Origin of the sequence: Prevotella communis (genome assembly GCF_022024115.1) — a bacterium.
GTDB classification, from domain to species: domain Bacteria; phylum Bacteroidota; class Bacteroidia; order Bacteroidales; family Bacteroidaceae; genus Prevotella; species Prevotella communis.
The window spans coordinates 2,499,756-2,512,848 of the sequence record NZ_CP091792.1 but is presented as its reverse complement, the minus strand read 5'-3'; the positions used below and the strand labels follow the sequence as shown (position 1 = coordinate 2,512,848).

Annotated in this window: 13 protein-coding genes; 12 read left to right on the top strand and 1 reads right to left on the bottom strand. The window is 47.0% G+C overall.

What is annotated here, in order from left to right; translation table 11 throughout:
• The 6 genes from L6468_RS10540 (at position 1) to L6468_RS10515 (ending at position 6,625) form a co-directional block, all read left to right on the top strand.
• Entirely contained in the window at positions 1 to 1,425 is a 1,425-nt protein-coding gene (locus tag L6468_RS10540) for a PP2C family protein-serine/threonine phosphatase (RefSeq protein ID WP_237793201.1), read from the top strand.
• A 21-nt stretch (positions 1,426 to 1,446) separates the two neighbouring features.
• Positions 1,447 to 2,814, top strand: coding sequence for a WG repeat-containing protein (locus tag L6468_RS10535; protein ID WP_237793200.1), 1,368 nt, complete (start codon positions 1,447 to 1,449; stop codon positions 2,812 to 2,814).
• 46 nt (positions 2,815 to 2,860) lie between these two features.
• Positions 2,861 to 3,592, top strand: a complete 732-nt coding sequence (locus L6468_RS10530) for an outer membrane beta-barrel protein (protein WP_237793199.1) — start codon at positions 2,861 to 2,863, stop codon at positions 3,590 to 3,592.
• Positions 3,593 to 3,625: 33 nt separating this feature from the next.
• Positions 3,626 to 4,708, top strand: coding sequence for a hypothetical protein (locus L6468_RS10525; RefSeq protein ID WP_237793198.1), 1,083 nt, complete (start codon positions 3,626 to 3,628; stop codon positions 4,706 to 4,708).
• A 79-nt stretch (positions 4,709 to 4,787) separates the two neighbouring features.
• On the top strand, positions 4,788 to 5,972 hold the full coding sequence (locus L6468_RS10520) for a C10 family peptidase (RefSeq protein WP_237793197.1): 1,185 nt from the start codon (positions 4,788 to 4,790) through the stop codon (positions 5,970 to 5,972).
• Positions 5,973 to 5,986: 14 nt separating this feature from the next.
• On the top strand, positions 5,987 to 6,625 hold the full coding sequence (locus L6468_RS10515) for a hypothetical protein (RefSeq protein ID WP_091817901.1): 639 nt from the start codon (positions 5,987 to 5,989) through the stop codon (positions 6,623 to 6,625).
• On the opposite strand, the gene L6468_RS10510 is transcribed toward L6468_RS10515, so the two are convergent.
• Complete coding sequence (locus tag L6468_RS10510) at positions 6,622 to 7,215, bottom strand: YqiA/YcfP family alpha/beta fold hydrolase (RefSeq protein ID WP_091817903.1); 594 nt, start codon at positions 7,213 to 7,215, stop codon at positions 6,622 to 6,624. The genes L6468_RS10515 and L6468_RS10510 overlap by 4 nt on opposite strands.
• A gap of 219 nt (positions 7,216 to 7,434) precedes the next feature.
• On the opposite strand from L6468_RS10510, the gene L6468_RS10505 reads away from it, so the two are divergent.
• From L6468_RS10505 to L6468_RS10480, 6 genes are all read left to right on the top strand, one after another.
• On the top strand, positions 7,435 to 7,893 hold the full coding sequence (locus L6468_RS10505) for a LexA family protein (RefSeq protein ID WP_237793196.1): 459 nt from the start codon (positions 7,435 to 7,437) through the stop codon (positions 7,891 to 7,893).
• Positions 7,894 to 7,895: 2 nt separating this feature from the next.
• Entirely contained in the window at positions 7,896 to 9,191 is a 1,296-nt protein-coding gene (locus tag L6468_RS10500) for a Y-family DNA polymerase (RefSeq protein WP_237793195.1), read from the top strand.
• 333 nt (positions 9,192 to 9,524) lie between these two features.
• Positions 9,525 to 9,740 (top strand): DUF3791 domain-containing protein, encoded by a 216-nt coding sequence (locus tag L6468_RS10495; RefSeq protein WP_091817909.1) that lies wholly within the window; start codon positions 9,525 to 9,527, stop codon positions 9,738 to 9,740.
• Positions 9,741 to 9,801: 61 nt separating this feature from the next.
• Entirely contained in the window at positions 9,802 to 10,023 is a 222-nt protein-coding gene (locus L6468_RS10490) for a hypothetical protein (RefSeq protein WP_091817911.1), read from the top strand.
• 1,816 nt (positions 10,024 to 11,839) lie between these two features.
• The gene (locus L6468_RS10485) at positions 11,840 to 12,682 is read left to right on the top strand and encodes an HNH endonuclease (protein WP_237793193.1); all 843 of its coding nucleotides are present in this window, start codon (positions 11,840 to 11,842) and stop codon (positions 12,680 to 12,682) included.
• Positions 12,683 to 12,849: 167 nt separating this feature from the next.
• Entirely contained in the window at positions 12,850 to 13,089 is a 240-nt protein-coding gene (locus tag L6468_RS10480; protein ID WP_237793192.1) for a hypothetical protein, read from the top strand.
• Positions 13,090 to 13,093 lie beyond the last annotated feature (4 nt).

Below are 13,093 nucleotides of genomic sequence, written 5' to 3'. Positions count from 1 at the left end.
ATGATTCAGATTACGTCACCCACATATCAGCTGTTCGGCTTTGCAAACTCCATGCAAGGTGGCCGTCCGGAAAACCAGGATGATTTCGGTTTTGCGGAGACTCCCCTCGGCTTTGCCCTGGTGGTATGCGATGGCATGGGTGGCGGTCCTGGCGGAAAGACGGCATCCTATATTGCCAAAAACGAGTTTCTTTCCACGTTGATGCAATGCAATGCCCAGACACCGCCGGCCACCGCGTTGAGGATGGCTGTGAGCCGTGCCAATGATGCCATGGAAGAGAAGATGAACCAGGTGCCCGAACTGCGAGGCATGGGTTCTACGTTGGTGGCAGTACTGATCAGCAGACAGTCGGCCTTCATCGCTCATCTGGGCGACAGCCGCTGCTATCAGTTGCGTGGCAGGCGGGTGAGGTATCGCACGGACGATCACTCGCTGGTGGGCGATCTGGTGCGAGGCAAGGTGCTGACGGAGGAACAGGCACGCGTGTCGCCTCAGTCGAATGTGATTACCCGTGGACTGGGGAATACCTCCAACCATGTGGCAGATGTGGTGGAGGTGCCCTATCGGAAGGGCGACTGTTTCGTACTTTGTACGGATGGTGTCTGGGGCTCTATGCGCCATGAGGACCTGTTGCAGCGCCTCACGTCTGTGCAGGATATCGCCTCAAAGGTAGGCAATCTCTCGGCAGAGGTGGACCGTATAGGCTTTGCTGCCGGTGGCCATCACGACAACCACACGCTGGCTATCATAGAAACGAAAACAGACTCAATCTTAAAGGAAAAAATGAGTAAGCAAGTAAAAATACTCCTGGCAGCACTGTCGTGCATGCTGCTGGTCAGCATCATCCTGAATATCCTGTTGTTGGTCAAGATGAGCAATCATGCGGTGGCTGTCAATGATTCAGGTGCCGGTGGCGTGCCGGTGGCAGAAAGTGGCAGTTTGACTTCGTCAGAAGAACCGATAGCTACGATTGAGACCGCATCGGTGACAGAGAAGGCTGAAGGCAAGGTGACGACTATCACGGAGGAGAATGACTCCCTGGGACGACAGATAAAAAAGTTGAAAGAAACGCAGGCCGAGCAGCAAGACAAGGCGGGACAGACCGTGAAGGAGATGCTGGAGCAGGTGGTAGCGCAACTGAATGGGCTGAAGGCTATCAATGAGAAGGACAGGAAAGATGCCTCCAAGAAGAGTGAGGCATTCACCAAGACGGTGAAACAACTGCTGACGACGCTGAAAGAAAAGGTACCTGCGCCCAACAAGCAGAAGGTAGCGGATATCGAGTCGCATGTCAGTGGCGAAGCCTTCGACTGCACGAAGAATATCTGGCCAAGCCAGAAGATGTTTGTCACCTCACCCAAGACAAAGAAGGTTATCGACGAGAAGATACTGCCCAAGGTGGAGGAACTGAAAAAGAATTTATAAACCCGAAACATATCACAGAAGATGAAAGCAAAAGCACTTCTAACAACTCTGATGACAACTCTCTGTCTGTCGGCTAACGCACAGACCGTGGTATGGGAGTTGAAGCCCACAACCTATAACGATATCTCCCGGTTGGGCAGGAACCTGTATGTCGTGAAGCATAACGGTAAGGTAGGCCTGATAAACTCAGACGGTACCATCGTGGCTCCGATAGACAATGACCAGATAGGCGACCTCTATGAACATAAGGCCCTGGTGACACGTACCGACGGACATGGCGAGCGTGTGGCTGGCATCCTGACCGACGAAGGGGTGTATCATGGTTTTGCCACCAGCTACTATACGCTGAACGGACAGAAGTTCTATTCCGACGGTCTGCTGTCGGTAGCCGACGAACGAGGCAACCTGGGCTATATCGACGACTACGGCAAGGCCGTGGTGGGCTTCGAGGGTAAATACAGTAGGATAAAACCCTTCACAGAAGGTTTTGCTGCTGTGATGAAGAATAAGAAATATGTGCTGATCGACAAGGATGGCAACGAGGCGAAGTTCATGTATGGCGGCAATGGCATCGGTCCGGCTATCGGTGGATGTACCAACGTCTATCAGGGCAAGGCCTATGTCTATGACGAGTTTGGTGGTGCCGACCGTTCTTACTACCTCTATGATGCCAAGGCAAAGAGCAGGCTGGAGAAGACGGGACGTATCAAGAATACCGCTACCGACTATCTGTACTGCTATCAGTCGGTCACAGGACGTACCAAGGAAGTGCCGTTCAAGAAGATGGTGGTGAAGGCCGGTCAGGTGGGACTGTCGCCTGTCACCAACAGCGGACTGTATGGCTATGAGGAGAGTGGCAAGACCGTTTTGCCTGCACAGCTCTCTGCAGCCACTCCCTTTGAGGATAATCTGGCTATCGTCACCCTGAATGGTCAGATAGGTATCTTGAAGTATATCCCAGGCAACGGCTTTGTAGCTACCCCTCAGAACGGACAGCTTACCTTCATGGAGGGCAATAAGGTGGACTGCGCTTTCACCCTGCTGTCGCCCAGCGTATGGCGCGACAAGGCTGTCGACGTGAAGATGCGCGACGAAAAAGGCAATATCGTGGCACTGGTGAAGAAGTCGGATAATAATTATTCGTTTACCCTGAACCTTCAGGGCAGCTGTAAGAAACAGTTTGAAGTGGCTGTCTTTGCCGAGGGACTGAAACTCTTCGAGGGGCCGGTTGCCTACTCGTTTACGATGAAGGAACGTCCGAAGGTAGAGACTACTAAGAAAGGTGAAAATGGTAAGAACGACGAGGGCGAAAAAAATAAAAAGGTAGAGAAAATCTGTCCTACCTGTGGCAAGAAAATCAGCGAATGTCCGTATCAGGGCGTACACTAATCATAAAAAAATAACCTATTTTATTAACTATAAAAAAAGTATTAACATGAAAAAGTTTCTTTTCCTTTTTGTGGCGCTTGTAACAGCAATGCCCACATTCGCACAAAGTGATGATGAAGAAGATGTTTATTCTTCTGGTGCAAAAGTCAAGAAGAATGCCTTCTTCATTGGTCCTAAGGTAGGTGGTGTGCTGACCACCATGACTCAGCCCAAACAGGGTAAGCTCTATGATGCTGCCGGTTTCGGATTCTCAGGCGGTCTGGCCATGAAGATCCGTTTCGGACAGGCTTCTGAGGCTTCTGTTGGTGGTACAGGCTATTTTGCCATAGGTGCCGAACTGAAGTATAAGCAGAACAAGGTGAAGACATTGGGCACGGATCAGGGTGGCAAGAAGAATGCCGACCTCACCATCAGCTATTTCGAGGTGCCTGTCTTTGCTCAGGTTTATCCTTTTGCCACTTCGATGTCGATGAACACCCTCTATTTCGAGGCTGGTGCGTCGATTGCCGGTACCATGGACCGCAAGCCTAACACCCTTGAGATTACAGACAAGAACACGCTTGCTGTCACCACCTTCAACATTGACAATAATGGCAGTAAGGTGAAGGGCATGGATGTTCGTCCGCTCGTAGGCCTGGGCTACACCATTCCTAACACGGGGCTCGATATCAACGCTCGCTATTATATCGGCACCAGCGACCTGTCTAGTTCCTTTAAGAGCAAGATGAACTCGTTTGAGGTGTCACTGGCGTGGCTGTTTAATGCCTCAAGATTCTGATTTTCCTAGTACTAACCTTTAAAAACTACTTATATGATGAAGAAATATTATTTCGGAGCTATTGCCTTGGCAATGATGCTCTTTGCAGCATGTGGCGATGATGGTGATGAAGATAGCGGCACGCTCTACGATACGGATATCACGGTGTCGCTGAATAATTTCTATTCGAGTTACAATTATAACGACACACGTCACGATATCAATGTGACCGACGATTATCGTACGTTCCATTCAGAGCACGATTTATATATTCAGACACGTGTGCTGTTCTATAATTCAAATGGCGTACTTGTTGACTCGCTGATAAAGTATTCCACCAATCTCAATGAACTGAACATCTCTAAGGGACTGCCAGAGGGTAGATATACCGTTGTAACTACGCTGACGTTTGCCGACAAGACATCGGGCGACGATGCGTCATGGTGGTGGCTGGCTGATAAGCAGAAACTGTCAACGGCGAAGATGAATGTCAGAAACCGTTTCTCAAAATGGTGTATCATGTCTTATGATGCCTCTGTGGTCAATATCGTCTCTGGTCAGAAGACAACTATCCGTCTGAACCCTCGTCCCGTCGGTGCATTGGGTTATATCTTCCTCCAGAACTTCCAGTATAAGAGTGAGTCAACCTATGGTACTGTAGCCGACAATGGTATTCGTGCGCTCTGCCTATATGCTAGAAATGTAGCTGTTTCTTACCGTCTGGATCCCAGTTCATCCAACCACTATATCTATCTGGATGATGCTGGTAGCAGCTCTTGGTATTTCCTGTCAGATAGGATGGAACCATCTGATTTCGATAGCAGCTGGACTTATTTCAAGTCTAACCTGTATGACTACTTCTATATCTTGTCGCCCAATCCGGAGATCTTCTTTGGCTACGTACCTAAGGGATCAAGCTCCTTTACAGGTTATGGCCAGAAGAACGTAACCATCAGTAGCGGTAACACCTATCTGGCTTACTGGGATTATTTTGAGGTGGGCAATCCTTATTTCGGAGTGGCCAACAACAACCAGTGGCACACGTATTCTCAGGCAAGAGCAGCAGAACCCGGACAGCACTATAGCGTGATTGATGAATCGACGCCAAGGGCATATCGCTTCTCTATGTTTAAGTAAATAGATAGTTTTAATGGGAGACTGTGTCTGCAGGTTAGCGGGGCACAGCCTCCTGTCTTTTTCAAAAATCCCCAGTCTGATGAGAACAATAGTTATATCTGTCTTATCTTTGTTGTTGGCTGTGACAGCATTTGCCAATGATCGTTTCCAACGTGCCATGACTATCGCTGAGCGGCAGTTGGGCACCAGTCATGTGATTCTTGCCAAGCGTACTGCGACATATTGTATCTTCAGTGGCAAGGAGCAGGGTGGATATGCTATTGTGTCGGTTCAGGGAGAGGGGAATCCGCGTCTGCTGGCTTTCTCCCTTGAGAGCCGTTGGGATGAAGCCGCCATGCCGCCTGCTGTCTTGGAATGGCTCGACGGCCTGGATACGCTCCAACCTGCGAGCGCACAGAGACGTGCTCCGAATACTCTCTCCAAGGCCGATGTGCGTCCGCTGCTCACTTGCCATTGGCACCAGCAATCGCCTTTCAACGACCTGGCACCTGTTATCCAGGATGGACAGGTCAAGACCGTGGCCGGTTGTGTTGCCCTGGCTGCTGCTCAGGTGGCTTACTACTGGCGCAACTATAATCCTGCATCCACCCTAAAGGATACACCTACTTATGAGTATGGCGGGGCCCCCGTCACGAGGAGCATCCCCAAGGGAAGTCCTAATAACTGGGCATTGATGCTCGATAAATACGATAACGATAGTCCAGCGGAATCGCGAGCCGCAGTGGCACAGTTGTGCTATGTCCTTGGTACCACGGCCTATCTGAACTATGCCTCATCTACGGGTGGCTCTATCCGTGATGTGGGTAATGCCTTGTATTCGCAATACAGGATACTGTCGGAATATATCAGTCGTGGCGACAGTCTGCCGGATTGGGAGGGAATGCTCTATGCACAGGTGGCCAAGGGCTATCCCGTTATCTGTTCTGGTTCGGGCTCCGGTCCTTCGGGACATGCCTTTGTGCTTGATGGGTATGACAGTGAGACCAACCTCTATCACTTCAACTTTGGATGGGGTGGCGATGGTGATGGCTATTATCCTGCTGACGAGTCGCCTGAGGCTATGGGTGGCTATTATCGGGGACAGGCGGTGTTGATAGATATTCACCCCCAGTCAACCACCATCCCCTCGTCTGTCGACGTTCAGCATGTTGCGGGTGGGCAGGCTTACGGTCTCTATGACATGCTTGGCCGTCGCCTCTCAAAAGCGCCATCTCATGGCTTCTATATTATTGTTGATGCCAATGGGGCGAGAAAGGTACGTTAGTATTTGAGAAAGGTATGAAGAGAACGGTAGTCATCATATATTGTCTGTTGGGCCTGAGCATTACTTGTATGGCCCAGCACCATATGCGCATCCATTATAAGGGTGGGGCGGTGAGTGATATTCCTATTGAGCAGATGGATAGTATCACGTTTGTGCAGAAGGATACGCCTGCGGAGGAGGTGACACTCATCGGCAGTTGGTTCTGGGGAAATACGGTGATGGGGTATTATGAGCTGTTGACCATCAATGAGGACCACACCTATACGGGATATGACTATTTCTTTGAGTATGGCTTCAATACGATGACGTATGGCTGGTGGTCACAGATAGGTGCCATGCTTACCCTGCAGTCGAATGGATATGGCTATCAGCGGCGATACAACTGGTATATCACGGAACTGACTGGGAATGCACTCGGGGTGATGACGAATACGGGACCATTCACCTATTACAAGGTACAGCCGGAAACGCTAACGCTCCAGGTGAATGGCATACTCACCTGCGAGGATGGCGACTCTTTCGTCTTTGCTGATGGCGTGAGAGCCGCCATACAAGACAACACACTTGTAGGGCTGTCTGCAGGTGAAACTTATATCCAGAAATATATTGCTGCCAGCAAGTGCATTGTGGCATATAAGGTTGTGGTCATTTAGTGTTCTCTTAATAACATCTTCTCAATCAGTGGAACATACCATGTGCGTACTTCCTCGGCTGTTGGGGTGTGAGCACCGGGAAAATGGAATGAAAGGTTGTAATGCTCCAGAAACAGCGGCTCGAAGTGAGCCAGAGTGTCCTGTTCCCCGAATAATCCCCATACTTTGTCCTTAAAAAGGGGATTACAATAGTGGAACTGAGTGGCTTCCAGTTCTGCAAATTCCTGTATCAGAGGCTCATCAATGACAAAGTGCTGGTTGCCGTCTTTGCGTGGTGACTTGTATTCATGTGTCCCAATGCGCTCTCCCAGGAATGCGGTCATCTGAAAATGTGGGTTGCCAAGCAGGGCCGGAATGCCAACTATGGGCGCCAGCATCTGGGCATAGAAAGAGCCGCAACTGTTGCCCACCAGCAGGTCGGGATGCTCCCTGTCACAGATGTTCCTGATTAGCTCCAACGCCATGTTCGGATGTATAGGCAGGTCGGGCGTAAGCACCTCGGCACGTCCTTCGAATGCCTCCCTCAGAGCCACAGCTGGCACACACTGACCGCTAGCAAAGAATCCGTGCAGGAATAATATCTTTTTCATTAGTAGAACTTCTTTTCTCTTTCGTAAACATATTATCTGTTACTGAATCATCCGAATTGTTATTCTGTCTTTTGCACGCATGATTCTCAGCGACAAAGATACGATTTTTTCTCTGGATTATAATCATACTTGCTAAACATTAAGCAAAATTAAAGAATCGTACACTGTTTGGCTATGTCTGACATTTTTCTTATATTTGCAGGCAAATTAATGAAGACTATGGAAGAGAAGAAACCTATTGACGGTGCGGAATATATCACGCTGGAGGAAGCTAAACGACTGAAGTTGCCCTACTTTGAGGGGGCTGCAGCAGGTTTCCCTTCGCCCGCGGCCGACTATCAGCATGAGAGCCTGGATCTGAACGAGAAGTTCGTGCATCACCCAGAGGCGTCGTACTTCGTGCGTGTCAAGGGCGAGTCAATGATAGGTCTGGGTATCCTCGACGGCGACATCTGTTTGGCCGACAGGCAGGAAGAAGTGGCCGACGGACATATCGTCGTGGCCTTTGTGAATGGAGGCCTGACGGTGAAGACCCTCGACACATCCACAAGGGATAAAGGTTATCTGCGTTTGCTGCCCGCCAATCCCGACTTCAAGCCCATCATCATTGATGCTAATGACCAGTTTATCATTCAGGGGAGGGTAACCTCCATTCACCGAGATATCAGGAGACACTGATTATGTACGCCATTGTTGACTGCGACAACTGCTACGTATCGTGCGAGCGTGTTTTCCGTCCAGACTTGAACGGGAAACCTGTTGTTGTGCTGTCCAACAATGACGGATGTGTAGTGGCCCGGAGTAATGAGGCAAAGGCACTGGGCATCAAGGCGGGACTGCCTTACTACCAGTTGAAAGAGCGTTTCCCGCATGGTGAAGTGACCGTATTCTCTTCCAACTACGAACTCTATGGTGATATCACAGATCGTGTGATGTCGCTTGTAAGGAAAGCCTCGCCCACGTTCTACCGCTATTCTATTGACGAGGGCTTCTGCGACCTCAAGGGCATGGAGCATCTCGACTTGAAACGCTGGGGCGAAGACCTGTCGGCCTATATCTGGAAAGCCACGAGAATGCCCGTCAGCATCGGCATTGCACCCACCAAGACACTGGCAAAGATGGCCAGTCACTTTGCGAAGAAATTCAAAGGCTATAAGCATTGCTGCTTCATCGACAATGACGAGCGTCGCCAGAAAGCGCTGGAGATGTACGAGATTGACGAGGTGTGGGGCATCGGCCGGCGCTATGCGGCCCGCTTGCAGGCACTGGGCGTCAGAACAGCGCTAGACTTTTCCAAGCATCCTGAGACGTGGGTCCGGGCCATGCTCAATAATGTGGTGGTCATTCGCACCTGGAAGGAGTTGAACGGAATCGACTGTGTCCCCATGGAAGATATGAGCAAGAAAAAGAGCATCTGCACTTCGCGCTCGTTTCCTGGCATGGTGACGGATATGGACACCTTGCGAACCAGTGTGTCCAACTTTGCTGCCCGCTGTGCCGAGAAACTCAGGAAACAGCAGTCGGTGGCGCAGTCTGTTTCTGTATTTATTGATACCAACCACTTCCGTGAGGACTTACCTCAGTATTGGAACATGGCTGAAGAGCGACTGCTCACGCCGTCGAACTCCACCCAGCAGATTGTACAGACGGCCACCCGTTGCATGGAGCGTGTCTTCCGACAGGGTTACCACTATAAGCGTGCGGGCGTCATCGTGATGGGCATCAGTCCAGACAATGGCGTGCAGACTAACTTCATTGACTATGATTCTGAGCGACATGAGAAGATGAAACGGCTCGACGAGGCGCTTGACAAGATCAATCGCGAATACGGGTCGGAAACGCTGGTGCTGGGGTCGCAGCAATACACGAAGCCCCAGGGTAAAGGAAAAGCAGGCGTGTTCAAGGACAGCATCAAGCATGACTTCCGCAGTCCCTGTTATACCACCCGATGGAGTGATATCCCGGAGGCGACGTAAATTAGTTACTATATATAGCTCAAATCGTGAATTGACTCGAGTGATTTCATGAATTCAGCTAGCTAATTCGATGATTTCACTCGAGTGACGATTTTGGGGGTATTATAGGGTGACTTTTCTGCTTTTTCCTTGGCAAAATGGAGATGGTTACGCTGAAGATTGATCCTATGTATATAGGTCGGGAGTTAGGACGGTAGGAGTTGTCGCTGCACCGGATTTATGTTTTCCTTATGTGAGCGAATATTATGTTCATTCCAATTTTTTTTGTTTGAAAAGAAACCAGATTGCCAATTTTTTACTACCTTTGCGCCATAATATAAATAAAAAGGAGATATGAGTAAGTATCAGATTCCATTTTTGACTGCATGTATTCAAGCTTTCGGTCGACGTTTCTCTATGTCACGCCAGGCCGCATTCCGCTATCTGCATGAGCATAAGGGACTGGCATTCCTTATCGAGTTTTACGATGTAGAGCATCTGCAGTCGATGGATGAAACAATTGATGACGTACTCATTATCTGTCAAAAGAACGGAGGAACGCTTGCATGATACTCTATCTTGAAACAGAGCGTGCCTTATGCTATCTTAATAAGCTTTATGTAGAAAGCGTATGACCGAACCCACTCATCATCAGATTGCAAATTATTTAATCAATTATACTCTTAGCGAATTGGTTAAGTACGTGATGGAGGATACCGGCTGCTCTATTGAAGAGGCTATGGAGCGTGTTTACAATTCCCCTTTGATGCCCGCCATCCAGGATGAGGAAGGGGAACTCTATGTGCAGGGCCCAGCGTATATCTATGAATTGATGAACAATGAAAGTAATTAAGGTGTTTCGTGTCACTGCCTGATTCCTGGCACCTCTATTCGCTCACATGTGAAATTATGTTTTCCTTATGTGAGCGATTATTATGTTCATTCCATTTTTTTTCTTCGAAAAGAAACCAGATTGCAATTTTTTTACTACCATTGCAGGTGCTATCTGCCTATGGTGGCTGGGATGCGTATTGAGATGCGCGAAGCTGTAAGGTGGAGCACTACATATTGAAAGGCGTTACTGACGCTTTGTTTTTAGCTGTTCGAAACTTCCACAATCGAATATGCGGTTAAAGATAATGCAGATGTAACTCCACGGGGTGTAGTATATACTCTCCGTAGTGTGCTGCGAGGGCTAACCATGTCCTCACTAGCACACTTTACGGGTGTACTATATACTCCTACGTGGGTGTTTACTCTGTCTGTTTACCGCATAGGCTGTGGAAGGCCTCGAACAGCAACAGGCAGAAGTTAAGCACCCACGTTTTTTGTTTGCTTTTTTTATCTTGCTTGAATTGGTCATGGATATTTTTGTCTGCGACGCTACACGAATGACCATAACGTCGTATCTCTGTCCGAGAAACGACGAGTTGCTTGCAGAGAAACAACCTTTCTCGATACTATTTTTAACGCACAATTATTTTTGTGTGCAACACCCACCCCAAGAATAGATATATTGTCTGAAAAGCCTCTAAATACAATATATTCAGCAGGGGTTAGTGTTGTGTCAACACTCCCCCTGACACTAACCCCAACAGTAACCCCTACACTCCCCCTTGAGACTCTTGGCTTTAATTGATATTGCAGAATTTTCTTTACACTATACGGAAGCAATTTTACTACCATTAAATGTAGCAATTGCGCCCTCACTAGGAAAAAATATTTTCTTAGGCAGAGCGCAATTTTTTCTTGGTTAAGGAGTAAATAGCCAAGATTAATGAACCTGGAATTTATTTGACACGTGCCGTCAGGGTTAATCTTTCATGATATCCTTAGGGTTGGGTGTCGGGTGGAGTGTTGGGTTGGGTGTTGGGGTTAGTGTTAAGGCAACACTCCCCCCAGCGCATTCCCCTGTATTTAAAGGCTTTCCAGGAGATTTCTATGCTCTTGGGGTGGGTGTTGAAAAAGTATCGTCATACTCCATGCTCTTTGAATGGTAAAGGCTTATAAGAAGCGAGCCATAATCACACGCCATGCGAGATTACGGCTCGCTTTGGACGAGAATACGTCTCTTTAATCCGACGCTATACATAATGACTTACTAATGAAATAACTGATAGAAGTGGCGAAGCCAAGAAAAATTCCCTATCTCGTGATTTGGTAGTCTAGAAATAAAAAGTGATTCAATTATTTGGAAAGCAACATAGAAGACAATGAAAGAGACATTATTAGGCAATTTATGATTGACATCAATCCTTCCTGTCACGTAATACCCCCAAAATCTCACTCGAGTGAGGTTTTTGGGGTATTTACTATATTTGCATGATTCTTGAAGATTTTTTTGGTGTTTAGTCTTTTATCTAAAAAATAATTCCTAACTTTGTGGCAATTCTTCGAATACTCCATGCTATATTGTAGCAAAAGATAAGAATTAAATTATATGTATATACCACCATTTGCTCTTTATAGAGATATTGTAGCGTAGGCAGAGCGTAGGCGTAGCATAGGCCTTGCTTTTACCTTCGGAGTGAGTTCGTAGTGGGTTCGTAGAAGAGACGTACATGTAGCTATTGAAAGTTGTTTTCAGATTTTTCCCTGAAAAGCTTTTCTTTTTCAATTATTTTAATTACCTTTGCGGATGCATTTTGCCCAAAAACGGGAAAAGCATTATGGATAAAAAAGGGTTTATAGATTTTAATACTCGTCTGTCAGCTGAAAACTCTGGAAAGGCTGACAGCTATGCTCGGGCTATCCAGATTCTTGACAATGTTCTGAAGCATCAAGATGTAGTAAATCTTCATGGCCAATCACTCTATAGTGTTACAGATATTTCGGTTATTGAGAATGTTCTCAACCTTGTCAAAGAGGAAGTAAAGAAGATGAAAGAAAATAAGCAGAACATCTTTGACTATGGTAATCCGAACCAAAGAAGTTATCCTCTAAACAACTTTTGTTCAGCTGCATTAAAGAGCCTGATGGACTATGCTGTGTACGAACAGGAAGTAATTACGGCAGACCGCATTGTTGCACAGGAGCATAATCCACAAGCTATCTCAAAGAAACTGATTACCCACTTTGATATTACCAAAGAGGGAGAGGACAAGATTTCTCAAACAAAAAGAAGGAAGGGACAGGATTATTTCCGTCGTATGATTCTTGTCAATTACGGAAACCGCTGTGCCCTAACGGGGATTGATATACCACAATTATTAATAGCAAGCCATATCATACCATGGGAAGACAAGACTCATAAGAAAGAGCGTCTTAACCCTTGTAATGGCATCTGCCTTTCAGCCCTATACGACAAAGCTTTCGATGCAGGCCTTATCACCATCTCACCTGACGATTACAAGGTTAGCCTTTCTTCCGCTTTACTGGAGTATGAGAGCAAAGAGTATTTCGACAAGCACTTTGCCTGCATTGCTGGTAAACAAATCATCTTACCATCTGATTACAAGCCGGACAGAGATTTCTTGGCATATCATAGGGAAAAGGTGTTTATGGGGGTATAGATATTTGCGATAGGATTGTCTTCTTCATTATTTGTAGAAAGTTGACGTAATAGTTAGCATGATAAATGGTTAATAATGTCTAAATATCGGATTTGTTTTTTTGATATATGTACTATATTTCAAAAATATAGACTATATTTGCAATCAAAAATCAAAAATTAACATTTATGACTGAAAATTCTAGACGTAAAAGGTTTACTAAAGTTGCAACCAATCGTGTTCAGAAAATCATTGATTATCTGAACCTCTTGCAGAATTGTTCTAATCGCAGAAATTACGAGTATGACGAGGATGATGTGAATCATATGTTTGAGGAAATCTCAAAAGCTCTCAAGGACGCTAAGGCTGTTTATGCAAACGAACTTAGCAAAGGAAATGGAAAATCTGGTTTTACCTTTAATAAATAATTGC